Genomic DNA, 25,798 nt, shown 5'->3' on the forward strand with positions numbered 1-25,798 from the left:
TCGCGAACCGCCTTGCCAGAGGGAATGCATAACGAAAAAGGCCGGTGCCCTTCGACACCAGCCTCTTGCATCAAGCCGCCTTGGCGCGCGACATGCGCTTGCGCTCGTTCGGATCGAGATAGCGCTTACGCAGGCGGATGTTCTTGGGCGTCACTTCGACCATTTCATCATCGTCGATATAGGCGATCGCCTGCTCCAGCGTCATGCGCTTGGGCGGGGTCAGGCGGACGGCGTCATCTTTGCCGCTGGCGCGGAAGTTGGTGAGCGCCTTCGACTTCATCGGATTGACTTCAAGGTCTTCGGGCTTGGCATTCTCACCGATCACCATGCCTTCGTACAGCGCTTCGCCCACGCCGACGAACAGGATGCCGCGCTCTTCGAGCGGACCAAGCGCATAGGCATTGGCCTCGCCCGCGCCGTTCGAGATGAGGACGCCATTCTTGCGGCCTTCGATCTTGCCCTTGTGGGGGCCGTACTTTTCAAACAGACGGTTCATGATGCCGGTGCCGCGCGTGTCGGACAGGAATTCGCCATGATAGCCGATCAGGCCGCGCGAGGGGGCGGAGAAGGTGATGCGGGTCTTGCCGCCGCCCGAGGGGCGCATGTCGGTCATCTCGGCCTTGCGGATGTTCATCTTGTCCACGACCGTGCCGGAGAATTCATCGTCCACGTCGATGACGACGGTTTCATAGGGTTCGGTCTTGTTGCCATTCTCGTCTTCGCCGAACAGCACGCGGGGGCGCGAGATGCCGAGTTCAAAGCCTTCGCGACGCATGGTTTCGATGAGCACGCCCAGCTGCAATTCACCGCGACCGGCGACTTCGAAGCTGTCCTTGTCGTCGCTTTCGGTGACCTTGATCGCGACGTTCGATTCGGCTTCGCGGGCGAGGCGATCGCGGATCATGCGGCTCGTCACCTTGCTGCCTTCGCGGCCCGCCATCGGCGAATCGTTGACGGCAAAGCGCATCGAGAGCGTCGGCGGATCGATCGGCTGCGCCTGGATTGGTACGGTGACCGACGTGTCGCAGATGGTGTTGGCGACGGTCGCGACGGTCAGCCCCGCGAGGCTGATGATGTCGCCCGCCTTGGCTTCGTCGACCGGCACGCGGTCGAGGCCCTGGAACGACATGATCTTCGACGCGCGGCCGGTTTCGATCACCTTGCCGTCCATGTCGAGCGCGTGGATCGCCTGGTTCACCTTGACCGTTCCGGACTGGACACGGCCGGTGAGGATGCGGCCAAGGAAGTTATCGCGGTCGAGCAGCGTCACGAGGAAGCTGAACGGCGCGTCCTGCTCCAGCGACGGCGGCGGCACATGGTCCACGATCTTCTGGAACAGCGGCTCCAGAGTGCCTTCGCGACGCTGCGGGTCTTCGCTGGCATAGCCGTTGCGGCCCGAGGCGTAGAGGACGGGGAAGTCGAGCTGTTCGTCATTGGCTTCAAGCGTCACGAACAGGTCGAACACTTCGTCCAGCACTTCCTGGATGCGCTCATCGGGACGATCAACCTTGTTGACGACGACGATGGGACGCAGGCCCAGCGCCAGCGCCTTGCCGGTCACGAACTTGGTCTGCGGCATCGCGCCTTCGGAAGAATCGACCAGCAGGATGACGCCATCGACCATGGACAGGATGCGCTCCACCTCGCCGCCGAAGTCGGCGTGGCCGGGCGTGTCGACGATGTTGATACGGGTGCCGTTCCATTCGACCGAGGTCGGCTTCGCCAGAATGGTGATGCCGCGTTCCTTTTCAAGGTCGTTCGAATCCATCGCCCTTTCTTCGACGCGCTGGTTGTCGCGGAAGGTGCCGGACTGGCGGAAAAGTTGGTCGACCAACGTGGTCTTGCCATGGTCAACGTGCGCGATGATCGCGATATTACGCAGGGACATGCATCTGCCTTCGGGATTTTTGGTTTTCCCGGCCGGCACCACGCCTGACCAGAGTATCGCGCGCGCCCCTACAGGAAATGATGCGTTGCGGCAAGGGCGAGGGGTGCATTTGCATCGGCCGGAAGGCAGGACCATATTCCGCATTGAAGCACCACTGTTATAGTTACATATAACAGCTTGAAGGAGACGTTATGGCCAGCACCGCGCCCACCACGGCGACAGCCGACACGCTCAACCTGACGCCGCCCGATCCGGTGCCACCGATCGCGCCCGACAAGGCGGCGGGCCTTGTCCCGATCGATGAGGATAAGCGGTCCAAGCTGGACGAGAAGGTCAATGCCTTCATCGACGATCTCGTCGCGCAGGACGCCAACTCGCCCGAATTCGGCCAGCGCGTGGACCAGCTGACCAATATGGGGCGCAAGGAAATCGCCGAAGCGGCGGGCCACTCCAACCGCTTCCTCGACCGCCCCGTCCGAGCCATGGACAGCGACAATAAGGTGGGCGCGGACCTTGCCGAACTGCGCCGCACGGTCGAGGATCTCGATCCGGGCAAGCGCGGCAGCCTGCTGGCGCCCAAGAAGCTGTTCGGCATCATCCCCTTCGGCAACAAGCTGCGCGACTATTTCGACGGCTATAAAAGCGCGCAGGGTCACATCAACTCGATCCTCGGCTCCCTTGCCAGTGGCAAGGACGTACTGATCAAGGATAATGCCGCCATCGATGTCGAGCGGCAGAATATGTGGGCGACCATGGGCCGTCTGGAGCAGATGATCCACATCTCCAAGACGCTCGACGCGCGGCTGGAGGTGAAGGCGCTGGAACTCGATTCCGCCGATCCCACCAAAGCGAAGGCGATCCGCGAAAGCGCGCTATTCTACATCCGCCAGCGCACGCAGGACCTGCTGACGCAGATGGCCGTGACCGTGCAGGGTTATCTCGCGCTCGACCTGGTCAAGAAGAACAATGTGGAGCTGGTGAAGGGCGTCGACCGCGCCAGCACCACCACCGTCGCCGCGCTACGCACCGCTGTCACCGTGGCGCAGGCGCTCGCGGGCCAGAAGCTTGTGCTCGAACAGATCACCGCGCTCAACACGACCACGGCGAACATGATCGATTCGACCGGTGAGATGCTGAAGAACCAGACCGCCCAGATTCATGAGCAGGCGGCATCCAGCACGATCCCCATCGCAACGCTTCAGCGCGCCTTCCAGAATATCTACGACACGATGGACAATATCGACACGTTCAAGGCCAAGGCGCTGGAGAATATGAGGACGACGGTGAACACGCTGACGGCGGAGGTCGAAAAGTCGAAAGGCTATATCGCCCGCGCTGAGGGCCAGGCGCAGGCAGCGCAGCAGGCGCGCGCCGACAATCCCCTGTTGAGCGCGATCGAGGCGTAAGCCGTGAGCAGGTCCGACCGTGTCCTTGCCAATGCCGAAGCAGTGCTTCGCCGTCACGGCTTGAGAGCGCGCAGCCTGTCGGCACGCGCCCGGCGCAGGCGCATCGCGGCCCTGATGCGGAAGGTCAAATGGGCCTTCTGGTCGGTGCTCGCGGTGCTCATTGGCTGCATGGTTGCCGGCTTCTTCATTCCGCTCGGTACAAGCGGCCTGATGATTGCGCTTGGTATCTTGATCGCCGCGCTTCTGCTGATCGCGGCCCTCCCCTCCGAGCCGCGCATCCGGACGCAGTCGCTTGCTTCCGCCCCGCTAACCACGCTCCCGCTCCAGACCGAAATCTGGCTCGACAATCAGCGCAAGGCCCTCCCCGCCCCCGCCGTCGCTCTGGCCGACAGCATCGGGGTCAAGCTGGAGACGCTTGCCCCACAGCTCGAACGCCTCAATGACAAGGAGCCAGCCGCGCAGGAAATCCGCAAGCTGCTGTCCGATCACCTGCCCGAACTGGTCACGGGCTATGAGTCCATTCCCGTCCCACTACGCCGCCAGGAACGCAACGGCCGCGTCCCCGAGCAACAGCTGATCGAAGGACTGAAGGTGATCGACGGAGAACTCGCGCGGATCAGCGAGACACTCGCCAGTGGGGACATGGACAAACTGGCGGTGCAGAACCGTTTCCTGGAACTCAAATATCAGGAAGCCAAGGAACTTGGCCGCTAGGCCAGCGATCCTTCCGCCATGATCCATCTGACGTTGATCATCGTCGATTTTCTGACCGGACTGCTGGCCGCTGGCGCCTGGGCGCTCGCCTCTGCCGGGGGCGCCATCGCGGCGCTGCTGGGCGGCGGATTGGTCGGCGCATCCCTGTTCAGGAAATGGCGCAAACGAGGCTGACCCTCAACTGCCGCGAATGAGGGTGTCGATTGCCTCGTCGGCCATGGGCTGACTAAACTGGATGCCGAAGCGCTTCCCCTGCGCCCACATGACCCGACCACTTGCTTCAACGCCAATGGCCCTTATCGCCACATAGCTGCCGGCAGTCGGCGGCGTTTCGCAGTGCGCCAACGCTCCCGATGTGGACAGGTCGAGAAAATGACCCCGCATCTCTGCATTGCCGACGCATAGGGTTACAGGGCCGAACATCTTGTGTCGTGCAGTGTGCCGCCGCTGTTCGGCGTTGCCCGACAGGAATGTGCCTTGGTCGATCATACCGAGCTTCTCCCTCCGGCCAATCAATCACAAAAAGGTCAAGGCCATCCACAGAATCATGGTTAACTCGCCATGAGCCACCTTTCCCCCTAGGGAAACCGCTAATTTGAATCAGCTGTGCTTTTGATCGCACAGGGCACGATGCTCTGGGGCGACGGCCGGGCCGCGATTCTGCGAAAGCGGGCAAAATAGCCTCCCGCCGTTGGCTTGGGCACCAGTTCCTCCAACCGGAAACCAACCGCTGCGAGTTCACAGATCAGCAGGCGCGGCGGCGTGCCATGCTGCCCGGTCGGGCGATCCGCATCGACGACGATCAACTCGCCATCCTTCTTGAGCGCGGGGCTGAGGTTCCACAGGAAGGCATAGGGCTCCGCAATCTCATGATACATATGGACCATGAGGATGCGGTCGAAGCTGTTTTCGGGCAGCTTCGGGTCTTCCGGCGCGCCCAACCGTACGCTGACATTGCGCCAATCCTCCCGCGTAATGCGGCGAGACAGCGCCTCGATCACCTCGGGCATGATGTCTTCGGCCAGCACGCGACCCTTGGGACCCACCCGATTTGCGAGGCGGACGGTATAATAGCCTTCGCCGGCGCCGATATCCGCGACGGTCATGCCCGGCCGAATGCCCGCGCGGTCCATGATATCGTCGGCTTCGTTGACGCGATCGCGCGCTTCCTCGCTGGACCAGCGGGTAGAGACGATGGGTGCGACCGGCCTGTCGGCTCGCGGAAAGTCGCGCGCGGCGGCGGGCCGGTCATCCTGCTTGGCGGACGACAACAGGCCGCAGCCTGCCAGCAGGAACAATGATCCCGCCAGCGCCGCCCGCATCATCAGTCGACATCCTCCACGTCGACCTTCTCGCCCGTCACCTTCTGCGACAGGGCAGCCGCCATGAAGGGATCGAGTGCGCCGTCGAGCACGTCATCGGGAGAGGTAGAGGTAACGCCGGTGCGCAGGTCCTTCACCAACTGATAGGGCTGGAGCACGTAGGAGCGGATCTGGTGGCCCCAGCCGATCTCGGTCTTCGCCTGATATTCTCCCGAAGCCGCCGCCTCGCGCTTCTGCAACTCGGCTTCGTAGAGCCGCGCCTTCAGCATGTTCATGGCCGTCGCGCGGTTCTTGTGCTGCGACCGGTCATTCTGCGACGCGACGATGATGCCCGAGGGGATGTGGGTGATGCGGACTGCGGAGTCGGTCGTGTTGACGTGCTGCCCACCGGCGCCCGACGCACGATAGGTGTCGATCTTGAGGTCGCCTTCATTGACCTCAATCTCGATATTGTCGTCGATCACCGGATAGACCCACACGGACGAGAAGCTGGTGTGCCGCCGCGCCGAGCTGTCATAGGGGCTGATGCGCACCAGCCGGTGCACGCCGCTTTCCGTCTTGGCATAGCCATAGGCATTCTCGCCCTTGAACAGGAAGGTCGCGGACTTGATGCCTGCCTGGTCCCCGGCCTGATAGTCGACCAGTTCGACCTTATAGCCGCGCCGTTCCGCCCAGCGACGATACATGCGGGACAGCATTTCCGCCCAGTCCTGGCTTTCCGTGCCGCCTGCACCCGCATGGATTTCCAGATAGGTGTCGCTGGCATCGGCTTCGCCCGCCAGCAGCGCCTTGATCTTGTCCTCGTCCGCGCGGTCGGCCAACGCCTTCAGGGACGCGATGCCTTCATTGACCATATCCTCATCGCCTTCGGCCTCGGCCATTTCGATGAGTTCGGCTGTGTCGGTCTTTTCGCTGTCGATCGCACGGGTCGCGCCGATCGCGGCTTCCAGCCGCGTGCGTTCGCGCATGACTTCCTGCGCCATCTTCTGATTGTCCCACAGCGTCGGGTCCTCGACGCGGGCATTCAACTCGTCGAGGCGGCGCAGCGCGCGATCCCAGTCGAGGAAGCGGCGCAGCAGGTCCAGCGCGGCGTCGATACGGTCGATATATTGCTGCGCTTCGGCGCGCATGGGAACTCTCCAGACAATTCGGGGCGCTCCCCGGCATCGGGCAGGAAACGCACTAAACGCCTGCCCCTATCCGAGGGCAGCGGATTTGGGAAGATTCAATCCTCGAAGCCATGACCGCGCAGTCTCCGAACAGGCCAGGCAAACCTTGTCCCTCCAGAGGCTATGCCATACACCCTCTGCTACGCCCAAAAGAGGCGCAAGGAGAGGAACAAAATCTTGGCTGAAGGACAATCTACCCATCCCGCACCGGCGCAGGCCGTTCTCGTGATACTCGCGCTCGTACCGATCATCGGCATTTTCTACGCCATCGGATCCGCCTTGGGCGTGGCGAGCTTCCTTTTCTTCGGTTTCATCTTCGTGCTTTATTGGGCTGGTATCAAGGGCATGAATCCTGCGGAGTTCGCACCCGCGCTATGCGGTTCGCTTGGCGGATTGGGCCTGGCATTTCTGCTGCACAGCCTGCCGACTGTTCTGGGCATGGCCGGAATGGCCATTGGGTTAGCTGGCGTGGTCGTCGCGATCTATCTGCTCATTCGCGGCCAAGCCAGCCTGATCGTCAACAACGCCTTCATGCTGCTGCTGACGCTCGGCAACCCCATCATATTTGAAAAGGACGCCGATTTCGCCGCTGCGGCAGTCGCCATCGTGACAGCGGCCGCCTATGTCGGGGGCCTCGCATTTCTGATGAAACGCTTCTCCGGCGGGTTGCGCGCAAAGGCGCAATAACGGGCCAGCGAAGGCGGGAGGTTAGTAAATCCCGCCTTGATCCTGCAGGAAGTCGCTGTCCGTCCGCTGCCGCGTCTGCGACCCTGCCTCCCGTCGGGCGGCGGCCTGTTCCTGAGCGGCCACCTCTTCCTTGCGGATCGATCGGCGCGGTTCCGTCTCGGGCTTGAACGCTTCCCAGATCACCGCAGGCTTGGGCTCGTCGGTTGGCCAGACGCCATAGACGCGCTTGCCCGAACGGCGGTCGATCGTGACCATGCGGACGCCCGCTGGGGCAACAAAAGGCGTCTTGGGCATCGTTTCCAGCACGGGCGCCATCGCCGCCTTCCAGATGGGCGCGGCGATGCGGCCACCCTGCGCCCAGCCGCCCAGGCTGCGCGGCTGGTCATAGCCCATATAGACGCCCGCGACGATGTCGGGCGATCCGCCGACGAACCACACATTGGTCGGCCCGTTGGTGGTGCCGGTCTTGCCGAACAGCGGCCGCTTCAGGTCGGCAAGGACCGTCGCGGTGCCGCGCTGGATCACGCCTTCGGCGATATGCACCACCTGATAGGCAGTCATCGGGTTCATCACCTGTCGCCCTTCAAAACCGAAGCGCGGCATGGGCTTTCCATCCCAGTTCGCCATGTTGCAGCCGTCGCAGGCACGCCAGCGCAGCGGCCAAATCACCTTGCCGCGCCGGTCCTGCACATAGTCCATCACCTTGGGCGAAAGCTGGCGGCCATGGTTGGCGAGCATGGCATAGGCGTTCACCATCCGCTCGACCGTCGTTTCGCCCGCGCCCAGAGCAAAGGAGAGATAGGGCTGATAATCGCCGATCCCCATCGCCTTGATCGTGCGCACGACGCGATCCATGCCAGTCTGACTGGCGGCGCGCACCGTCATCAGGTTGCGCGACTGCTCCACGCCCCAGCGCATCGTCTGCGGCCCGGCACTGCCGCCCGAGAAGTTGCGGAAGCATTTTTGCCCCAGCCCCGCGCCCTGATAAACGCATAGCGGCCCATCGACGATGATGGACGCTGGCGTCATCCCGCCGTCGAGCGCGGCGGCATAGACGAACGGCTTGATGGTCGAACCGGGCTGACGCATCGCCTGCGTCGCGCGATTATAGGAGGACAGGCGACTGTCGAAGCCGCCCTGCATCGCCAGGACGCGCCCGGAATGGACCTGTTCGGCCATCATCCCGCCGGACACTTCGGGCACGTTGCGCAGCGCCCAGCTCGATCCGTTTCGCGCTACCGCGATCAGGTCGCCCGCCTTCATGGCGTTAAAGGCGGGGCCGCCCACGCGACGATAGGGCATTTGCGCGGCGCTGGCAGGCAGCGTCCCGGTCGATCCGTCGGAAAAGCCGATTTCGGCGCCCGAAGAATCGCGGTCGATAACCGCCGCTATGCGCCAGTCTGCATAATCGATCCCAATATAGCTCGCTGCCAGTTCGCGTTTCCATCCGCGCGCCATGTCGATCTTGCCCACCGGACCAGACCAGCCCTTGCCCGCGTCGAAACGCAGCAGGCCATTGCGCAATGCCGTCGCGACGCCTTCCTGCAACTTGGGATCATAGGGGCTGCGGACCCACAGGCCGCCTGCATAGACGCTGTTGGGGCCGTCCTCCGCCTTTTCGCCGAACCGGTCGATCAGGCGGCGGCGAACCTCCTCCATATAATAGCCGCCCGCGCGCGCGTCGAAGCTGGAGCCATGCGGTGGCACCGTGCCCAGCGGTTGTGCCTGCGCCTCGTTCAGTTGCGCCTGACTGATCCAGCCATTCTTGTACATCTCGCCCAGCGCCCAGTTGCGCCGATCGAGCGCGCGTGCGTGGCCAGTCGGGCTTTCGGGACGGTAATTGGCCGGCCCCTTGGGCAGGATGGCGAGATAAGCCATCTCGTGCAGCTTCAGATCGCCCACATCCTTGTCGAAATAGGCGCGCGCAGCGGCCTGCACGCCATAGGCGTTGCGGCCGAGGAATATCTGGTTGAGGTAAAGTTCGAGGATCTGCTGCTTGGTCAGCACATCTTCCATGCGGTAGGCGAGGATCATCTCCTTCACCTTGCGCGTGGGGGAATATTCATCGCCGATCAGCAGGTTCTTGGCGACCTGCTGGGTGATGGTCGATCCGCCCTTGGCGCGCTGGCCGGAGCCGATCTTCGTCACATAGTCGAACACCGCGCCGAAAAAGCCGGGGATATCGACGCCATGATGATCGAAGAAAGTCTTGTCCTCCGCCGCCAGATAGGTGCGGATCAACAGCGGCGGATAGTCGCTATATTGCAGCTGGACCCGGCGCTCGCGTGCATAGCTGTGCACCGGCTGGCCATTGATGTCGCGCACGATCGTGGGCAGCGGCGGCTCATATTCCAGCAGCGTTCCGGCATCGGGCAAGCCGCGCGCGAAGATGATCCAGAACAGCAGGATGGCGAGGAAAATTCCGCCGAGCGCGATCGCCGCCCAGCGGAACCAGCGCCGCTGCCAAAGCGGGGAAAGCCTTTCCCGGAACGCGCGTCCACCCCCGCGCAAACGGTCGGCAAAGGACAAGCGGGCGGTGTGGGGACGGGCCTCTTCCATGACGAGAGGAGGCTCTAAGGTCAAAATGCGGCCAGCGCCAGTGCGGATCGTCGGGTCGCGCCCCGGTCAGCCGCCGCCAAGGGGCAGTCGGCGGGCGAAATATATCTCGACCGCCTTCGCAACGCCCTTCGCTATGCGGCTGCGTCCCTCGGGCGAGGCGAGGAAAGCGGCATCCTCGGCATTGCTGAGATAGCCGGTCTCGAACAGGACCGACGGCGTGTCCGGCGCCTTCAAAACCATGAGTGAGGCATAGCGGTGGAACGTGCTGCGGAAGGCCAGGAACGGCGCCCCCTCCCGCTGAAGAAGACGAGCGAAATTCGCCGATTCCTTCATGGTTTCGCGCTGCGTAAGGTCGATGAGGATAGACGACACCTGATCGGGCTGCCCGCCCAGATTGACGCCGTTCAAAACGTCCGCCCTGTTCTCCCGCGCCGCCAGCCTCGCTGCTTCCCGGTCCGATGCCACCTCCGACAAGGTGTAGATCGTCGCACCCCGCGCGTCATGATTTTCGGCCGAATCGGCATGGACCGAAATAAAGAGATCCGCATTCATCTTCCGCGCGATGCCATAGCGCTCCTGCAAGACCAGGAAGCGGTCGTCATCCCTTGTCAGCGCGACGCGAAGTCTGCCGGACTTCACCAGCTGATCCCGGATCGCCTGCGCGATCGCGAGCGTCAGGTCCTTTTCCCGTTCGCCGGTTTCCGCGTTGATCGCGCCGGGATCATGCCCGCCATGCCCCGCATCGATGACGATCAGCGGGCGTGACGCGTCGGCTGATCCTTCCACCCGTGGCAGCGAGAGGCCGCGCGCAACCGGCGGGATTGGCACGGTGATACTGTGCAGCCGCTTGGCCGGACGGGGCGCCATGGAGGCTGGCTTGTCGAAGCTGATGCGCTCCGCTCCCTGAGGACCGGCCAGAAAAGCAGTTGCCAGGGCAAGAGCGTGCAGCATGGCGCGCTTGTGCCCCGCACCGCCCCATGCCGTCCAGCCCCATTTCAGCGGCGGCCATTCGGCGCCGCGTTTACCTTTGCTTCACCATGTTCGGTGATGAATCGCAGGAATGGCAGCGTTCGTCCTGGACCAAACAATTTTGCAGGGGACGTTGCTAGGCTGGCCTTAGGCTGCTACCCATTCACATTCCTGAAAGAAACGCCCATATTAGGCCCGGTTCTTCATCAGGAACTTTCACGGCAGCATCGGCGGGCGCCAAGGCGCTTGAGACCCGATGCGACGAACAGGTTGACGCTGCATGAGGCATGATTTCCATTCCACGCTGAGCCCGATAGCGGGCGATGCGGCGTGGATGGAGCGGACCGGCGATTTGCCCGGCCCTGCCGATGCAGCAGAAGCGCAGTTTTTCCTGTCAAACCGGACGATAGCAACACCCGCGCCGCTGGCGGCGCGACTGCGTTCGTCCCCCCACTATCGCGTGGCAGCCCGGCCCAGTGCCGCTGGCCGCCTTCGCCGGAGAATAATAAATGACAATGCGTATGCTGATCGATGCGCGCCACCGGGAAGAGACCCGGGTCGCGGTCGTCAAAGGTAACCGGATCGAGGAGTTTGATTTCGAATCGGCCGAGCACAAGCAGCTCAAAGGCAATATCTACCTCGCCAAGGTTACCCGTGTAGAACCCTCGCTTCAGGCGGCGTTCGTCGACTATGGCGGCAACCGCCACGGCTTTCTGGCGTTCAGCGAAATTCACCCCGATTATTACCAGATTCCCCGCGAAGACCGCGAGGCGCTGCTGCGCGAAGAGCGCGAGCATGCCGAGGAAGAGGCGGCGCTGCGTGCCGATTTCGAGGATGACGAGGATCATCATGGCGACGATGGGCTGGAACTGGTCGAAGCCACCCATCATGAAGAGGATGAGGGCGAGGCCGCCGAAAGCAGCGAAGGCCCCGCAAAGGGCGGCCGCCGCAAACGCGGTGGTGACGAAGCCGCCGACGAACTGCGCCGCAAGCGCATGGCGCTGCGCCGCCGCTACAAGATTCAGGACGTCATCAAGCGCCGTCAGGTGCTGCTGGTGCAGGTCGTAAAGGAAGAGCGCGGCAACAAGGGCGCGGCCCTTACCACCTATCTTTCGCTGGCCGGTCGCTATTGCGTGCTGATGCCGAACACGTCGCATGGCGGCGGAATTTCGCGCAAGATCAGCAACGCCGCTGACCGCAAGCGCCTGAAGACGATCGTCGCGGAGATGAACCTGCCCTCGACCATGGGCTGCATCGTCCGCACCGCCGGGCTCCAGCGCACCAAGCCGGAGATCAAGCGCGATTTCGACTATCTCGCCCGTCTGTGGGACGAGATTCGCGAAAAGACGCTGAAGTCCGAAGCGCCTGCGCTGATCCACAATGACAGCGACCTCATCAAGCGCGCGATCCGCGATATCTACAACAAGGATATCGAAGAGGTCATTGTTGAGGGCGAATATGGCTATAAGGCCGCCAAGGACTTCATGAAGCTGCTGATGCCCAGCCATGCGCGCCGGGTGCAGCAATATGCCGATGCCGTGTCGCTGTTCCAGCGCGCGGGCGTCGAGGATCAGCTGGCCGCGATGTATAATCCGGTCGTGCAGCTGAAATCGGGTGGCTATCTGGTCATCAACCCGACCGAAGCGCTGGTGTCGATCGACATCAACTCGGGCCGGTCGACGCGAGAGCATGGCATCGAGCAGACCGCCGTCGCCACCAACCTGGAAGCCGCGCGCGAAATCGCTCGCCAGTTGCGCCTGCGCGATATGGCGGGTCTGGTCGTGATCGACTTTATCGACATGGAGATGAACTCCAACATCCGTAAGGTCGAGAAGGCGATGAAGGAGGCGCTGAAGGACGATCGCGCCCGTATTCAGGTCGGCCGCATCTCGGGCTTTGGCCTCATGGAAATGAGCCGCCAGCGCCTGCGCACCGGCGTGCTGGAAGCATCGACCCGCCAGTGCCCGCATTGCGAAGGCACGGGCCTTGTCCGCACGGCGTCATCGGCGGGCCTTAGCGCGCTGCGTATGCTGGAAGAGGAAGCGGCGCGTGGTCGCGGCAACCTCGTCACCCTGCGCGCGAGCCAGGAAGCGGCCTTCTACGTCCTCAACAACAAGCGCCGCGAGCTGGACGAGATCGAGCAGCGTTATGGCGTGACGATCGCGATCCTGCCGGACGGCGAAGTCGAAGGCGCGCGCATGTCGGTGGAAGCCAGCGGCCCGCGTCCCGAACGGGTGGTGAGCTATGCTCCGATCGTCGAGGAAGAGGATGACCTCGATATCGTCGAGGAGCTGGAAGAAGAGGAAATCGAGGAAGTCGAGGCCGCTGAGCGCGAAGAGCGCGGCGACCGGGGCGAGGATCGCGAAGGCGGCCGTCGTCGTCGTCGCCGTCGTCGCCGCCGTGGCGGCCAGCGTGACGAGCATCACGCCGAAGGTGAGGCGGAAGCTGCCGGTGCCCCGGTCGAGGACGCTGGCGAAGAAGCCGAATCGACTGACGAAGTAACGGAAGGACAGCCTGTCGAGGCCCATGGCGAAGGCGAAGAGGCCGGTCGCCGTCGTGGCCGTCGCGGTCGTCGTGGCGGACGCCGTCGTCGCGAGGGCGAAGCGGTCGCCGACGAGGCTGCTAGCGAAGCCGTCGAGGCTTCCGAGCCTGCCGCTGTCGAGCCTGTCGCCGAGACGGCAGCAGAAGCAGCGCCCGAAGCGCCTGCGGAGGAAGAGGCGCCAAAGACGCGCCGTCGCCCCCGTGCTCGCAAGGCAAAGGAAGCCGTAGAAGCGCCCGTGGAGGCTCCCGAGGCTCCGGTCGAAGCGGCAGCCGAGGAAGCGCCCGCCAAGCCCAAGCGCACGCGGCGCAAGAAGGCAGAGGCCGCTCCCGAAGCGCCTGCCGAACCGGCCGTGAGCGTGGAACCGGAAGCCGAGGCACCCGCCAAGCCCAAGCGCACGCGGCGCAAGAAGGTCGAGGCCATTGCCCAGGACGCGGCGGAGGCTCCCGCGATCGCAGGAGCCGTTGCACCGGAAGCTGGGGCACCAACGGCAGCTCCTGCTGGTGAGAGCGCGGTCTCGACGGCTGATGGCGAAGAGACGAACGACGACGATAGCGCACCGCGCCGCGGATGGTGGCAGCGCACCTTCGGTCAGTAAGGACGTCCGCCCGATGAGCAACGCCGCTGCCCTTCCGGATTTCCGGGAAGGCGGCGGCGTTCTCGCTTCAGGCGGAGTTCATCCCGGTGCTGGCAGGGGCGCGGACATGCTGCCTTCGTCCCTGATCCATGGTGATCGGCCATGATGCGCCGATGGCTGCGCACCGCCGCGATCGCCGTTGCCTCGCTGGCATTCATGGTCCAGCCCGCGATGGCGCAACAGATACTTCGCGACGCCGAAACCGAAGCTTTCATGGCGGACATGTCGGGACCGCTCGTCAGCGCGGCGGGAATGGAACCGCGCAATGTCCAGGTGCTCGTTATCAACGATCCGGAAATCAACGCCTTCGTAGCAGGCGGTCAGTATGTCTGGGTCCATAGCGGACTGATCGCGGCGACAGACAATGTAAACCAGCTGCAAGGGGTCGTCGCGCACGAACTTGGTCATATCGAGGGCGGACATATCATCCGGTCATCGGAAGGCATGAAGGCGGCGACCGGCATCACCCTGCTCAGCCTGGTCCTGGGCGCCGCTGCGATTGCGGCAGGCGGCGCGGAAGCGGGCATGGGCATTTTGGGAATGGGCCAGCAAGCGGCGATGGGCAAATATCTCGCCTTTTCCCGCGCGCAGGAAAGCTCTGCCGACCTTGCAGGTGCGCGCTATTTGAGCAAGTCGGGCCTGTCGGGCAAGGGCAGCCTGGAATTCTTCAAGAAGTTGCAGAACCAGGAATATCGTCTCGCGATCCCGCAGGACGACAGCTACGGCCGCACGCATCCGCTGTCCGGCGAACGCATCAATGTTCTGCGAGAAGTTTATACGGTCGATCCAGCGTGGGACAAACCTATCGACCCGAAGCTGGAAGCCCGGTTCGAGCGCATAAAGGCCAAGCTGGTCGGCTTCGTTTCCGAACCCACACAGACGCTGATCAAATATCCCGAGAGCGATCAGTCTCTCCCGGCGCATTATGCGCGCGCCTACGCCTGGCATAAAAGCGCCTATCCCGACAAAGCGATCGCCGAGGTGAACGCCCTTCTGGCAGCGCAGCCGCACGACCCGTATTTTCTGGAACTCAAGGGTCAGGTGCTGCTGGAAAGCGGAAAGCCCGCCGACGCCATCCCGCCGCTACGCGAAGCGGTGCAACTGACGCAGCAGCCCTTGATCGCCACGATGCTGGGCCATGCGCTCATCGCGACCGAAGATGACCGGAATTTCGTGGAAGCCGAACAGGTATTGCGCAACGCCGTAGCGCGCGATCGGGAAAACCCCTTTGCCTGGTATCAGCTCGGCGTCGTTTATGAACGGCGGGGTGACACGCCTCGCGCGGCGCTGGCCACGGCGGAACGCTATGCATTGATGGGCGACGATCAGATGGCGCTGCGCAGCGCTGACGCGGCCATGCAGGGATTGAGGCCGGGCACGGTTGACTATCTGCGGGCACAGGATATCGCCATGGTGTCCCGCGCAGCCGTCGAGCAGAAGCGAAAGAAGAAATGACCGAAACCTCTCGACCCGGCATTCGCGCCGCCCTTTCCAACAGGACCATTCAGATGACGATTGGCGCCCTCGCCTTCATCGCCGCCACTGCCGCTGGCGCGGCTCTGGGCATGCAGAGTAGCGGCAGCGTCGCCGCCGGAGACAAGGCCGCGATCGAGAAGATCGTGCGCGACTATATTCTGGAGCATCCCGAGATCATTCCCGAGGCGGTCGAACGGCTGCAGGCTAAACGCGTGTCGGACAGCATCGGCGAAAGTCGCAAGGCGATCGAAACGCCCTATGCGGGCGCGTGGGAAGGCGCGGCCAATGGCGATGTCACGGTGGTCGAATTCTTCGATTACGCATGCGGCTATTGCCGCGCATCCCTGCCCGACCTCGCCAAGCTGGTGGGCGAGGACAAGGGGGTGAAGGTCGTCTATCGTGAATTGCCGATCCTGTCCGACGAGAGCGCAGATGCGGCCAAGGTGTCGTTGCTGGCGGCTGAGAAGGGCCAGTATATGCCTTTCCACCGCGCGCTGTATGCGAGCGGGAAGGTCACGCGAGACACTATATTGGGCGCTGCCGCCAAGGTCGGCATAGACGGAAAGGCTGCGGAGGCGGCCATGGCGAACAGCAAATATGATGGTGAAATCCAGTCGAACATCGCGCTGGCGCAGAAGCTGCGCGCCACGGGCACGCCGACCTTCGTCGTGGGCGATCAGGTATTGAATGGCGCGGTGGGCTATGACGCGCTGAAGCAGGCGGTAGCGGCGGTACGGGCGAAGTAGTGGGCGACCTTCTCCCTCTCCCCTTCAGGGGAGAGGGTTGGGGAGAGGGGGCGGCTACAAGGCGCTCTCACGCCATTTCCCCTCTCCCGCCTTCGCTTACGCTCGGCACCCTCTCCCCTGAAGGGGAGAGGGGACATGTTGAGCATATCCCCCTCTCCGCCATTGACTCATCTACAGCTTTTGCCTATCGGACGCCCCCTGACATGCGGCCGCCCATCGCGGCCCTTTTTTGTCACGCCCGATTTTGACGTTTTGCTTTGAGGAATGAACGATGAAGCGCACCTATCAGCCGAGCAATCTGGTTCGGAAGCGCCGTCACGGTTTCCGCGCTCGCATGGCGACCCCCGGCGGCCGCAATGTGATCCGCGCCCGCCGTTCGCGGGGCCGCAAGAGCCTGAGCGCCTGAACGACGCGCCGCCGGATCGCGCGCCAGCCATGATGAGGCGGCGCGCTGACTTCCTGGCGGCGAATCGTGGGCGGCGCGCGCCGATGCCGGGCTTTGTCCTGCTGGTGCGCGAACGTGGCGATGGCGATCCGGCGATGCGTATCGGCATCACGGTTACGAAAAAGATTGGCGGCGCTGTCATCCGCAACCGGATGAAGCGCCGTTTTCGCGTCTTGGCGCGGGACTTGTTGCCCATCCACGGAGTCGCGGGCGCCGACCATGTGCTGATCGGCCGTTCCGAAGGCATAGAGCGCGACTTTGCCTTGCTCCGCTCGGAACTGGAAAAGGCCCTGGGTAAGGTGATGAGCCGCCCTGCTGGCACCCATCGAGGGCCTCCGCGAAAGAAACCTTCCCGCGAACAGGGCGCTCAGGAGCAATGATTGCTCGCTTGCTCATCCTGATCGCGCGCTTCTGGCAGCTTGGCCCTTCGCGCATATTGCCCCCCAGCTGCCGCTATGCGCCATCCTGTTCGCAATATGCCATAGAGGCCATCCGCAAATATGGTGCGGTGAAGGGTAGCTGGCTCGCCACGAAGCGGCTAATGCGATGCCACCCTTGGGGCGGTTCGGGCTACGACCCGGTCCCCTGATACGAATTTTCACAAGAGACGGCGGAGCCGACAAGCGTGGACGACAAGAAGAATATTATTCTGGCGGTGCTACTGACCGCAGCGATCCTGTTCGGCTGGCCCTATATCGCCCAGCATTTCTTCCCGGCCGCCAACCCACCCGCGACCAAGATCGAAGGTGGCAAGACCACGCCGGTGACGCAGGGATCAAGCCCGGTGGCGAGCAGCCCGTCCGCGATTCGCGATCGTGCGCAGGTTTTGAAGGAAAGCCCGCGTGTCGCGATCCGTACGCCCAAGCTCACCGGCTCCATCAACCTGAAGGGCGCGCGTATCGACGATATCGTGCTGCCCACCTATGGCGAAACGATTGCGAAAAATTCGCCTGCGATACGGCTCTATAGCCCTTCGGGCACGAAGGACGCCTTTTTTGCCGGGTTCGGATGGCAGGGCGAGGGACTTAAGGCCCCTGACGCGAACACCGTCTGGACCGCCGATGCCAAGGAGTTGACGCCGACCAGCCCTGTGACCCTGCGGTGGGACAATGGTGCGGGCCAGGCTTTCGAAATCCGCCTGTCGGTCGATGAGAATTACATGATCACCGCGCAGCAGAAGGTCGCGAACAGCGGCACAGGCGTGGTGGGGGTGAAGCCCTATGGTTACATCAACCGCACGGGCATCCCCAATGATCCGGACACCTGGACCATCCATATCGGCCCGATGGGCGTGTTCAACGGCGCTGCCAATTATGACGTGAATTACAAGGATCTCGACGAGGGTCCTTCCTCGCAGAGCTTCCAATCGACCGGTGGCTGGCTGGGCTTCACCGACAAATATTGGCTGTCGGCGCTGGTCCCCGACCAGAAGGCCGCTTTTGAAGGCCAGTTCCGCAAGGGCGCAGGCACACAATATCAGGCCGATTACAGTCTTGCGCCGACGATGCTCGCGCCGGGCAAAGCCATCACTCAAACCACTCGCCTGTTCGTGGGCGCGAAGGAAGTGAAGACGCTCGAAGCCTATCAGGACGCGGGCATTCCGCTGTTCGACCGGGCGATCGACTGGGGCTGGTTCTACTGGTTCGAAAAGCCGATCTTCGCGCTGCTGCATTGGCTGTTCGAACATATCGGCAATTTCGGCGTGGCGATCATCTGCCTGACCTTCGTGGTCCGCGCGCTGATGTTCCCGGTCGCCCAGCGTCAGTTCGCCAGCATGGCGGCTATGCGCGCGGTGCAGCCGAAGATGAAGGCGCTGCAGGACAAGTATAAGGACGACAAGCCCAAGCTGCAGCAGGAGATGATGGAGCTCTACAAGCGCGAGAAGGTCAATCCGCTCGCCGGCTGCCTGCCCATCTTCATCCAGATCCCGATTTTCTTCGCGCTGTACAAGGTGCTGCAGCTGACGATCGAAATGCGCCATCAGCCGTTCGTGCTGTGGATCAAGGATCTGTCCGCGCCCGATCCGCTGCACATCCTGAACCTGTTCGGCCTGCTGCCCTTCACACCGCCGTCCTTCCTGGCGATCGGCGTGCTGGCGTTGTTGCTGGGCATTTCGATGTGGCTGCAGTTCAAGTTGAACCCGGCGCAGATGGACCCGATGCAGCAGCAGATCTTTTCGATCATGCCGTGGATGATGATGTTCATCATGGCGCCGTTCGCTGCGGGCCTGCTGGTTTACTGGATCACCAACAACTGCCTGTCGATGCTGCAGCAGTGGTGGCTCTACAAGCGCCACCCCGTGCTGAACGCGGCTCCGGCGAAATAAGGCGGATATCCCAGTGAACGAGCAGGAACAGGCAGAGCTGATCGAGGAAGCGCGCAAGGTGTTCGCCGGGCCGATCACCTTCCTCAAGTCAGCACCGGATTTGAAGTTCCTGCCCGACATGTCGGTCAATGAAGTGGCGTTCGCGGGCCGATCGAACGTCGGCAAATCGTCCCTGCTGAACGCGCTGACGGGCCGCAACGGGCTTGCCCGCACATCGAACACACCGGGGCGGACACAGGAACTGAACTTTTTCGATGTCGGCGACCCGCTGCGTTTTCGCCTCGTCGACATGCCGGGTTATGGCTATGCGCGCGCGCCCAAGGATATGGTGCGCCAGTGGCGCTTCCTTGTGAACGACTATCTGCGCGGGCGGGCGAAGCTGAAGCGCGCACTCGTCCTGATCGACAGCCGCCATGGCATCAAGGATGTCGATAATGAGATTTTCGACATGCTCGACGCGGCGGCCGTCAGTTATCGCATCGTGCTGACCAAGGCGGACAAGGTAAAGGCCAGCCATCTCGCCGAAGTGATACAGGCGACCGGCGATGCCGTTCGGAAGCGCCCTGCCGCCCATCCGGAGATTATCCCGACATCGAGCGAAAAGGGCATGGGCATAGCGGAACTTCGGGCTGCCGTTCTGGCGAGCGTTACTGAAGGATGATGGGTCTCCGTTAAAGCGGAGCAGCAGGCGCTGCCCCTCCTTCCGCTTGCGCTTTAAGCTATCACATTCCCCAAACAGCCAAGGCGGGGTCAGAACAACTCATACTGCCCGTCGCCCTTGAGCGTCCAAGTACCGAGAATATCGTGCCGGGTGCGGCCCACATGGCTGCAAACCAGGACAAACTGGTCGAGCGACCACAGGAAGCCGTCGATCGCTTGCTGCGCCGGAGGGCCATCCCTGTAGAATAGCGTCTGGTGCGGGCTGAAGGTCCAGCCGGGGCGCAAGGCCACGCCTGCCCCCCGCATCGCGGCGATGATCGACTTTTGTAATTGATTGAGCAGCGGCACAGATCGGGAAGGGCGGAGAGCAGCGGAGCGGTTGCTGAGGCTCAGCCGGTCGAGCTTCAAGTCAAAAGGTTCAGCATCGATCGCAGTTCCCGCCCGCAACAATGCCTTGATCACCGCATAGGGATATTCGACATAGTCGGCGGTCACGGCGAGCGTCACATGCTGATGCTCCGGCCGGATGCGGCGCTCCCCGCCGCCCAGTGTCTCGGCAAAATGATCCGTCTGGCGCGCGATGATGGGCGACGGTTTCAGCGCGAAAAAGAGACGATATTTGGTGTCGGCGCACATGTCATGGCGCATGGCTGATCCTTTCGAGTCGATATGTTCACTATATGTTCCTATAGTGCTGATAGCGAGTCCCGGGAGCCGATCCACCATTGGGACGTTGGGCATGGTCTCAATCAAGGAGTGTCCGATGGCCCACCTCACGCTGCCGCAGCTGGCGAAGAAAATGAAGGAAATCGACTTCGCGATGCTTTCCACCCGCGCTGAAGGTGGCCAGATCGCCGCACGGCCGATGAGCAACAATCGCGACGTCGATTATGATGGCGACAGCTATTATTTCACCACCGACGACACCGTCATGGTCCACGATATTGAGCGCGACCCGAAGGTTGGCTTGGCCTTTCAGGGCTCCGGCGGGTTATTGAAGCAGCGTCCGCTATTCGTGGCGATAGAAGGACGCGCCGATCTTGTCCGTGACAAGGGGGCATTCGAGGCGCATTGGAACAGCGACCTTGACCGCTGGTTCGGCGAAGGCATCGACACGCCGGGGCTCGTGATGATTAAGGTCAGCGCGGAACGGGCGCATTATTGGGATGGAGAGGATGAAGGGGAGGTCCAGCTCTGATCTTGACGAAGGGGCGGGCAAGCGAGATCGCGTCAGGACGGCGTCACGCTGGATATTGTCCTTATTTTATCTGATCGCGGGCGTGGCCCATCTGACCCGGCCCGGCGGCTTCATCGCCATCACGCCATATTGGGTGCCCCACCCCGCTGACATCATCGCGCTGACCGGCGTGGCGGAAATTGCGGGGGCTGCGGGATTGCATATTCCTAGACTGCGGAAGTCCGCCGGGATCGGGCTTGCCCTTTACGCGCTGTGCGTTTGGCCAGCCAATCTGAACCATGCGCTCAACGATATTCCATTGAGCGGCGTGCATTTGAGCTGGTGGTATCACGGCCCGCGCCTGCTGTTGCAGCCGGTGATCATATGGTGGGCCTTGTGGTCCAGCATGGCGGTCGAATGGCCGTTCGGGCGGAAACATGACGTCCCATATCAATGATTGTCTTTGAAATGCGCGGCCCTACTGTGGCGCCCGCATTCCACGAACGAAGATAGAGAGAGTGATGACCCGGCACATCCCCTGGATCCTGACGGCCATAGTCGGGGCGATCGCCTTGTCAGTGGTTGCGATATCCCGGGGCGAGGCGGTCAATGCGCTCTGGATCGTCGTGGCGGCGGTCAGCAGCTTCCTGGTCGCCTATCGCTATTACGCGCTCTACATTGCGCGGCATGTGATGCGGCTCGATCCTGCACGGCCCACGCCCGCGCTAAGGCGAGCGGACGGGCTTGATTATGTCCCAACCGACCGCGTGGTCCTGTTCGGCCATCATTTTGCAGCGATCGCGGGCGCCGGGCCTCTGGTGGGGCCGGTCCTCGCCGCGCAGATGGGGTATCTGCCCGGCACTATCTGGATCATCGCGGGCGTGGTGCTGGCAGGCGCGGTGCAGGATTTCATGGTCCTGTTCATTTCCATGCGCCGCGACGGCAAGTCGCTGGGCGAACTGATCCGCATGGAAATGGGGCAGGCCGCAGGGACGATTGCGCTGTTCGGCGCCTTCATGATCATGGTGATCATCCTGGCCGTGCTGGCGCTGATCGTCGTAAAAGCGCTGGCGGAAAGTCCGTGGGGCATGTTCACCGTGGCCGCCACGGTGCCGCTCGCGCTGCTGATGGGCGCCTATACGCGTTGGATAAGGCCGGGGCGGATTGGCGAGGTGTCGCTGATCGGCCTCATCGGCCTGCTGGCGGCGATCATATATGGGCAGTCCATCGCGCAATCGCCGCTATGGGGGCCGGTCTTCACCTTCACGCCGGTACAATTGTGCTGGATCCTGATCGGCTATGGCGCAGTGGCATCGGTGCTGCCGGTGTGGCTGCTGCTGGCACCGCGCGATTATCTGTCGACCTTTCTCAAGATCGGCGCCATCGCCGCGCTTGCCATCGGCATCGTCATCATGGCGCCACCGCTCAAAATGCACGCCGTAACGCAGTTCGTGAATGGCAATGGCCCGGTCTGGTCGGGCGGACTCTTCCCCTTCCTGTTCATCACCATCGCTTGCGGGGCGGTGTCGGGATTTCACGCCCTGATCGCCAGCGGCACGACACCCAAGCTCATCGCGAGCGAAAGCGATGCGCCGCTGATTGGCTATGGCGCGATGCTGATGGAGGCATTCGTCGCGATCATGGCGCTGGTGGGCGCGTCGATCCTCGATCCCGGCATTTATTTCACGATGAACAGTCCGGCGGCGGTGATTGGGACCGATCCATCGAGCGCGGCAGCCGCAGTCACGGCGATGGGCTTTCCCATCACCCCGGACCTGATCGCGCAAACCGCCAGGGATGTGGGCGAACATACGATCATTTCGCGCACAGGCGGCGCGCCAACGCTGGCCGTAGCGATGGCGGAAATCTTTTCCCATGTGATCGGCGGCCCGGCGATGAAGGCCTTCTGGTATCATTTCGCCATATTGTTCGAGGCGCTGTTTATCCTGACAGCGGTTGACGCAGGGACGCGCGCGGGCCGTTTCATGCTGCAGGACCTGATCGGGCTGGCCGTGCCGCGCTTCAAGGATACAGCGGGTATCATGCCGGGGCTGGTGGCCACCGCGCTGACGGTTTCAGCCTGGGGCTTCTTCCTTTATCAGGGCGTCACGGACCCGCTCGGCGGCGTGAACACGCTATGGCCCGTATTCGGCATTTCCAACCAGATGCTGGCCGCGATCGCACTGATGCTGGCGACGGCGGTATTGTTCCGGATGAAGCGGAACCGCTACGCCTGGGTGACGATGATCCCGACCGCCTGGCTGCTGGTCTGCACGCTGTCGGCGGGATTGCTGAAGCTATTTTCGACCGATGCGAAGATCGGCTTCCTTGCCCATGCGGCGAAGTTCTCGGCAGCGGCGAATGAAGGCAAGTTGCTCAGCCCCGCCAAATCGATGGGGGAAATGCAGCAGATCATCTTCAACGATCGGGTGGACGCCGGACTTGTCGCCATTTTTCTGATGGTGGTGCTTTCGCTGCTGTTCTTCACCGTCCGCACCTGCCTTGCCGCGCGGCGGGCCGATGCGCCGACGGCGCGCGAAATCCCCGCGTCTCTGGTGCCAGCGGAATGATCGGCTTGTTCGACAGGATGCGCCGGATGGCGATGATGATGGTCGGTGTGCCCGATTATGAGGGCTATGCCCGCCACATGCACATGCATCATCCCGGCGAGCCGGTCATGACGCCCACCGAGTTTTTCCGCGATCGGCAGGAGGCGCGCTATGGCGGGAAGAATGGTGGCAAATGCTGTTGAGGGCGGCGGTCAACTGCGGGCGTTGAAACCTGCGATCATGCCAGCTGCGATGGACAGGGCGATCTCAGCCGCGCCAACTGCGCCGATGTCGAGCCCGGCCGGGCCGTCGATTCGCCCAATCTGCTCTGCGGAAAAGCCCATTGCCGACAGGCGCTCAAGCCGCGCCGCATGGCTCTTTCGCGATCCCAGCGCGGCGACATAGCCGGTCGGCGCGCGCAGGGCAGCGGCCAGAGCCGGATCGTCGATCTTGATATCATGGCTGAGCGTCACGACTGCCGTCGCTTCACCGGGACGGCGCGCCGCGATCGCCTCGTCGGGCCAGCGGTCGTCCAACTCGACGCCGGGGAAACGCTCTTCTGTCAGGAAGCGGCCGCGCGGATCGATCACCACGGGTCTGACGCCCATGGCCTGGGCAAGTGCGCATAAGGACTGCGCGATCTGCACTGCGCCCACGATCAGCAACTGGCGCGGCGGATCGTAACGGTTGTGGAACTGCCCCTCGATCACTGCCTCGCGGGTGATGCCTGTACCAAGGTCGGTGGAAAGGATGAGGGACCGCCCCCCATCGCGGGCCTCAGCAATCCGGTCGAACAGCGCAGGCGCGAAGCTCCCCTCCTCCACCGACTGGACCAGCACGCTGATCTCACCTCCGCAGGGAAGGCCCACTGCCCAGGCATCTCCATCAGCCACGCCATAGCGTTCGAGATGCGCCGGACGGCCCGCAATGACCTCCTCCGCGCGTTGCAGGACGTCGGCCTCAACGCAGCCGCCTGAAATGCTGCCTTCGAAACGGCCGTCGCGATGGACGATCATGTGGCTGCCGCGCGGCCGGGGGGCCGATCCCCATGTCGATACGACCGTTGCCAGCGCCATGGACGCGCCACGCCACTCGATCGCCTTGCGTATCACTGCGTCATTGTCGTTCAATCCCGGCCTCCTTGCCCATCGCACATAGGAGGTCGCCGATGCGTCGCCAAGCTAGACCAGCCGCCGCCCGGTCCACACGACCCGGCCGACGATCGCTACCAGCGATGGGTCGATGTCCACCCAATCGGGATAATGAACATTGTCGCTGCGCACACTGAACAATCCTCTGCGTGGACCCATCGCGATACGCTTCACCATCAACACGCCGTCCAGCCGCAACACATATACACCGTCGCGCAGCCGCATCGCGTCATCATCATGGTCGACCATGATCTCGTCACCATCATTGAGCGTCGGCGCCATCGATTCGCCATCCACCCGGATGATGGAAACTCTTTGAGGCTTCACACCCAGATGGCGCAACCAATTGGCGTCGAAAGCCATGACACCCGCCGCCCGCTCATCCTCGTCAAGCGAACCGGGTCCGGCCGACGCGCCGAGCGACAGGCGCGGCACAGGCACCACTGCGGGCAAAGGCCGCGATTTCCTTTCCACCGGGGCTTGGCGCGTCGGCCCACCCAGCAGGTCTTCGGCAACGCCAAAATAGCGGGCCAGCACCCGCCGGTCCTCCTCATCCAGCTTGCGGGGCGTGCCGCGCTTGATGAACTGCTGAACATAGGCCGGGTTGCGCTTCAGCAGGCGGGACAGGTCGGCATAATTCTCCCCCCTCTCGGCGATCAGCCGTTCCAGCACCACGCGCGGATCTTCTCCATTACCGACCATGATTCATCCATAATGATAGGATTTTTCCTAGACAAGTAGGAAATAGGGGGAGAAATAGGAAAACACTTAGGGATTCGCAGGGGGCGAATCGCATCGAAGAGGGAGATTGAACCGCATGCTGATTCGCGCCGTAGAGAAGTTCCTGCGGGACAACGGCATTCCGGCGACACGCTTTGGTCGTGAAAGCGTTCGCGATCCCCGTCTGGTGTTCGACCTGCGTCAAGGTCGCGAACCGGGGGAACGGATCAAAAGACGTATAGAACATTTCATGAACACATATCGCAGGAGCGCGGGTCAATGACAAGTCTGGATCATCTCCGCCAAGGCCGGAAACTGGTCGAAAATGAAGGAAGGCGCCTGAGCGGACAGGACCCCCTGCCCCGACTGCTCGCCCAATTGATCGAGCGTGCAGGCGAACCCGCCAGCATAGAACGCGCCATGAGCCGCCCCTGGGCCAGCGCATTGTTCCAAGGGAGGCGGCACGTCATTACGCTGCGGATAAAGGGACCGGACGCCAAAGATCGGCGAACCCGGTTTGCCGAGAGACTGGAGGAAGCGGAATGGACGCTGCCCAGACATTTTGTCGCCGACATCACGATTGACGGCGGCAGATCGGATGCGGATGACGAATGGATCGAACTGTCGGCGCTCACCATCGAAGATTGGTGAGCGGCAG

General features: G+C 62.8%; 28 protein-coding genes. 19 read left to right on the forward strand and 9 right to left on the reverse strand.

Annotation, left to right across the window (positions count from 1 at the left end; all coding sequences use genetic code 11):
- Positions 1 to 70: 70 nt before the first annotated feature.
- Positions 71 to 1,888 carry a translational GTPase TypA gene (gene typA, locus ACZ5U1_RS09310; RefSeq protein ID WP_464778168.1) on the reverse strand — a complete coding sequence of 606 codons (1,818 nt, stop codon included), beginning with the start codon at positions 1,886 to 1,888 and terminating at the stop codon, positions 71 to 73.
- Positions 1,889 to 2,079: 191 nt separating this feature from the next.
- On the opposite strand from typA, the gene ACZ5U1_RS09315 reads away from it, so the two are divergent.
- The 3 genes from ACZ5U1_RS09315 to ACZ5U1_RS09325 are packed head-to-tail and all read left to right on the forward strand — an operon-like array spanning position 2,080 to position 4,182.
- Entirely contained in the window at positions 2,080 to 3,294 is a 1,215-nt protein-coding gene (locus tag ACZ5U1_RS09315) for a toxic anion resistance protein (RefSeq protein WP_464778169.1), read from the forward strand.
- A 3-nt stretch (positions 3,295 to 3,297) separates the two neighbouring features.
- On the forward strand, positions 3,298 to 4,008 hold the full coding sequence (locus ACZ5U1_RS09320; protein ID WP_464778170.1) for a hypothetical protein: 711 nt from the start codon (positions 3,298 to 3,300) through the stop codon (positions 4,006 to 4,008).
- 18 nt (positions 4,009 to 4,026) lie between these two features.
- On the forward strand, positions 4,027 to 4,182 hold the full coding sequence (locus tag ACZ5U1_RS09325) for a hypothetical protein (protein WP_464778171.1): 156 nt from the start codon (positions 4,027 to 4,029) through the stop codon (positions 4,180 to 4,182).
- Positions 4,183 to 4,185: 3 nt separating this feature from the next.
- Here the strand turns inward: ACZ5U1_RS09325 and ACZ5U1_RS09330 are convergent, their stop codons facing one another.
- The 3 genes from ACZ5U1_RS09330 to prfB all read right to left on the reverse strand — a co-directional run bounded on the left by ACZ5U1_RS09330 (position 4,186) and on the right by prfB (position 6,460).
- Positions 4,186 to 4,497, reverse strand: coding sequence for a PilZ domain-containing protein (locus tag ACZ5U1_RS09330; protein WP_464778172.1), 312 nt, complete (start codon positions 4,495 to 4,497; stop codon positions 4,186 to 4,188).
- Positions 4,498 to 4,598: 101 nt separating this feature from the next.
- Positions 4,599 to 5,333: a class I SAM-dependent methyltransferase gene (locus tag ACZ5U1_RS09335; protein WP_464778173.1), complete on the reverse strand. Its 735-nt coding sequence runs from the start codon at positions 5,331 to 5,333 to the stop codon at positions 4,599 to 4,601.
- Complete coding sequence (gene prfB / locus ACZ5U1_RS09340; RefSeq protein WP_464778174.1) at positions 5,333 to 6,460, reverse strand: peptide chain release factor 2; 1,128 nt, start codon at positions 6,458 to 6,460, stop codon at positions 5,333 to 5,335. The genes ACZ5U1_RS09335 and prfB overlap by 1 nt, the downstream gene beginning before the upstream one ends.
- A 216-nt stretch (positions 6,461 to 6,676) precedes the next feature.
- Here prfB and ACZ5U1_RS09345 point away from each other — a divergent pair, with 216 nt between their 5' ends.
- Positions 6,677 to 7,186, forward strand: a complete 510-nt coding sequence (locus tag ACZ5U1_RS09345) for a hypothetical protein (RefSeq protein WP_464778175.1) — start codon at positions 6,677 to 6,679, stop codon at positions 7,184 to 7,186.
- A gap of 21 nt (positions 7,187 to 7,207) precedes the next feature.
- On the opposite strand, the gene ACZ5U1_RS09350 is transcribed toward ACZ5U1_RS09345, so the two are convergent.
- Both ACZ5U1_RS09350 and ACZ5U1_RS09355 read right to left on the reverse strand, forming a co-directional pair.
- The gene (locus ACZ5U1_RS09350) at positions 7,208 to 9,745 is read right to left on the reverse strand and encodes a penicillin-binding protein 1A (protein WP_464778176.1); all 2,538 of its coding nucleotides are present in this window, start codon (positions 9,743 to 9,745) and stop codon (positions 7,208 to 7,210) included.
- Between the two features lie 66 nt (positions 9,746 to 9,811).
- Entirely contained in the window at positions 9,812 to 10,744 is a 933-nt protein-coding gene (locus ACZ5U1_RS09355) for an N-acetylmuramoyl-L-alanine amidase family protein (protein ID WP_464780007.1), read from the reverse strand.
- Positions 10,745 to 11,223: 479 nt separating this feature from the next.
- Here ACZ5U1_RS09355 and ACZ5U1_RS09360 point away from each other — a divergent pair, with 479 nt between their 5' ends.
- The 9 genes from ACZ5U1_RS09360 (at position 11,224) to yihA (ending at position 19,544) form a co-directional block, all read left to right on the forward strand.
- A complete protein-coding gene (locus tag ACZ5U1_RS09360) occupies positions 11,224 to 13,851 on the forward strand; it encodes an Rne/Rng family ribonuclease (protein WP_464778177.1) in 2,628 nt (875 codons plus the stop codon).
- A gap of 13 nt (positions 13,852 to 13,864) precedes the next feature.
- Positions 13,865 to 13,996, forward strand: a complete 132-nt coding sequence (locus ACZ5U1_RS09365) for a hypothetical protein (RefSeq protein ID WP_464778178.1) — start codon at positions 13,865 to 13,867, stop codon at positions 13,994 to 13,996.
- Positions 13,996 to 15,345: a M48 family metalloprotease gene (locus ACZ5U1_RS09370; protein WP_464780008.1), complete on the forward strand. Its 1,350-nt coding sequence runs from the start codon at positions 13,996 to 13,998 to the stop codon at positions 15,343 to 15,345. The genes ACZ5U1_RS09365 and ACZ5U1_RS09370 overlap by 1 nt, the downstream gene beginning before the upstream one ends.
- Entirely contained in the window at positions 15,342 to 16,112 is a 771-nt protein-coding gene (locus tag ACZ5U1_RS09375) for a DsbA family protein (protein ID WP_449474159.1), read from the forward strand. The genes ACZ5U1_RS09370 and ACZ5U1_RS09375 overlap by 4 nt, the downstream gene beginning before the upstream one ends.
- A 271-nt stretch (positions 16,113 to 16,383) precedes the next feature.
- Positions 16,384 to 16,518 carry a 50S ribosomal protein L34 gene (gene rpmH / locus ACZ5U1_RS09380; protein WP_013848777.1) on the forward strand — a complete coding sequence of 45 codons (135 nt, stop codon included), beginning with the start codon at positions 16,384 to 16,386 and terminating at the stop codon, positions 16,516 to 16,518.
- Between the two features lie 32 nt (positions 16,519 to 16,550).
- Positions 16,551 to 16,937, forward strand: a complete 387-nt coding sequence (gene rnpA, locus ACZ5U1_RS09385) for a ribonuclease P protein component (RefSeq protein ID WP_464780009.1) — start codon at positions 16,551 to 16,553, stop codon at positions 16,935 to 16,937.
- Positions 16,934 to 17,146 (forward strand): membrane protein insertion efficiency factor YidD, encoded by a 213-nt coding sequence (yidD, locus tag ACZ5U1_RS09390; RefSeq protein ID WP_066526720.1) that lies wholly within the window; start codon positions 16,934 to 16,936, stop codon positions 17,144 to 17,146. Before rnpA ends, yidD begins: the two co-directional genes overlap by 4 nt.
- A 36-nt stretch (positions 17,147 to 17,182) precedes the next feature.
- Positions 17,183 to 18,883, forward strand: a complete 1,701-nt coding sequence (yidC, locus tag ACZ5U1_RS09395) for a membrane protein insertase YidC (protein WP_464778179.1) — start codon at positions 17,183 to 17,185, stop codon at positions 18,881 to 18,883.
- Positions 18,884 to 18,896: 13 nt separating this feature from the next.
- Positions 18,897 to 19,544 (forward strand): ribosome biogenesis GTP-binding protein YihA/YsxC, encoded by a 648-nt coding sequence (yihA, locus tag ACZ5U1_RS09400; RefSeq protein ID WP_449474163.1) that lies wholly within the window; start codon positions 18,897 to 18,899, stop codon positions 19,542 to 19,544.
- 89 nt (positions 19,545 to 19,633) lie between these two features.
- Here the strand turns inward: yihA and ACZ5U1_RS09405 are convergent, their stop codons facing one another.
- Positions 19,634 to 20,191 (reverse strand): 2'-5' RNA ligase family protein, encoded by a 558-nt coding sequence (locus tag ACZ5U1_RS09405; RefSeq protein ID WP_464778180.1) that lies wholly within the window; start codon positions 20,189 to 20,191, stop codon positions 19,634 to 19,636.
- 115 nt (positions 20,192 to 20,306) lie between these two features.
- Between ACZ5U1_RS09405 and ACZ5U1_RS09410 the strand changes: the two genes are divergently transcribed.
- The 4 genes from ACZ5U1_RS09410 to ACZ5U1_RS09425 all read left to right on the forward strand — a co-directional run bounded on the left by ACZ5U1_RS09410 (position 20,307) and on the right by ACZ5U1_RS09425 (position 23,472).
- Positions 20,307 to 20,741 carry a pyridoxamine 5'-phosphate oxidase family protein gene (locus ACZ5U1_RS09410; RefSeq protein WP_464778181.1) on the forward strand — a complete coding sequence of 145 codons (435 nt, stop codon included), beginning with the start codon at positions 20,307 to 20,309 and terminating at the stop codon, positions 20,739 to 20,741.
- Positions 20,719 to 21,177: a DoxX family protein gene (locus ACZ5U1_RS09415; RefSeq protein ID WP_464778182.1), complete on the forward strand. Its 459-nt coding sequence runs from the start codon at positions 20,719 to 20,721 to the stop codon at positions 21,175 to 21,177. The genes ACZ5U1_RS09410 and ACZ5U1_RS09415 overlap by 23 nt, the downstream gene beginning before the upstream one ends.
- Before the next feature lie 64 nt (positions 21,178 to 21,241).
- The gene (locus ACZ5U1_RS09420) at positions 21,242 to 23,290 is read left to right on the forward strand and encodes a carbon starvation CstA family protein (protein ID WP_464778183.1); all 2,049 of its coding nucleotides are present in this window, start codon (positions 21,242 to 21,244) and stop codon (positions 23,288 to 23,290) included.
- Complete coding sequence (locus tag ACZ5U1_RS09425; protein ID WP_464778184.1) at positions 23,287 to 23,472, forward strand: YbdD/YjiX family protein; 186 nt, start codon at positions 23,287 to 23,289, stop codon at positions 23,470 to 23,472. Before ACZ5U1_RS09420 ends, ACZ5U1_RS09425 begins: the two co-directional genes overlap by 4 nt.
- A 9-nt stretch (positions 23,473 to 23,481) precedes the next feature.
- Here ACZ5U1_RS09425 and ACZ5U1_RS09430 read toward each other — a convergent pair whose 3' ends face one another.
- Both ACZ5U1_RS09430 and ACZ5U1_RS09435 read right to left on the reverse strand, forming a co-directional pair.
- Positions 23,482 to 24,399: an XdhC family protein gene (locus ACZ5U1_RS09430; protein WP_464778185.1), complete on the reverse strand. Its 918-nt coding sequence runs from the start codon at positions 24,397 to 24,399 to the stop codon at positions 23,482 to 23,484.
- Positions 24,400 to 24,450: 51 nt separating this feature from the next.
- On the reverse strand, positions 24,451 to 25,122 hold the full coding sequence (locus ACZ5U1_RS09435) for a S24 family peptidase (RefSeq protein WP_464778186.1): 672 nt from the start codon (positions 25,120 to 25,122) through the stop codon (positions 24,451 to 24,453).
- Positions 25,123 to 25,237: 115 nt separating this feature from the next.
- Between ACZ5U1_RS09435 and ACZ5U1_RS09440 the strand changes: the two genes are divergently transcribed.
- Complete coding sequence (locus ACZ5U1_RS09440) at positions 25,238 to 25,423, forward strand: hypothetical protein (protein ID WP_097092364.1); 186 nt, start codon at positions 25,238 to 25,240, stop codon at positions 25,421 to 25,423.
- The gene (locus ACZ5U1_RS09445; protein ID WP_464778187.1) at positions 25,420 to 25,791 is read left to right on the forward strand and encodes a hypothetical protein; all 372 of its coding nucleotides are present in this window, start codon (positions 25,420 to 25,422) and stop codon (positions 25,789 to 25,791) included. Before ACZ5U1_RS09440 ends, ACZ5U1_RS09445 begins: the two co-directional genes overlap by 4 nt.
- Positions 25,792 to 25,798 lie beyond the last annotated feature (7 nt).

This window comes from Sphingobium sp. TomTYG72, assembly GCF_055394715.1.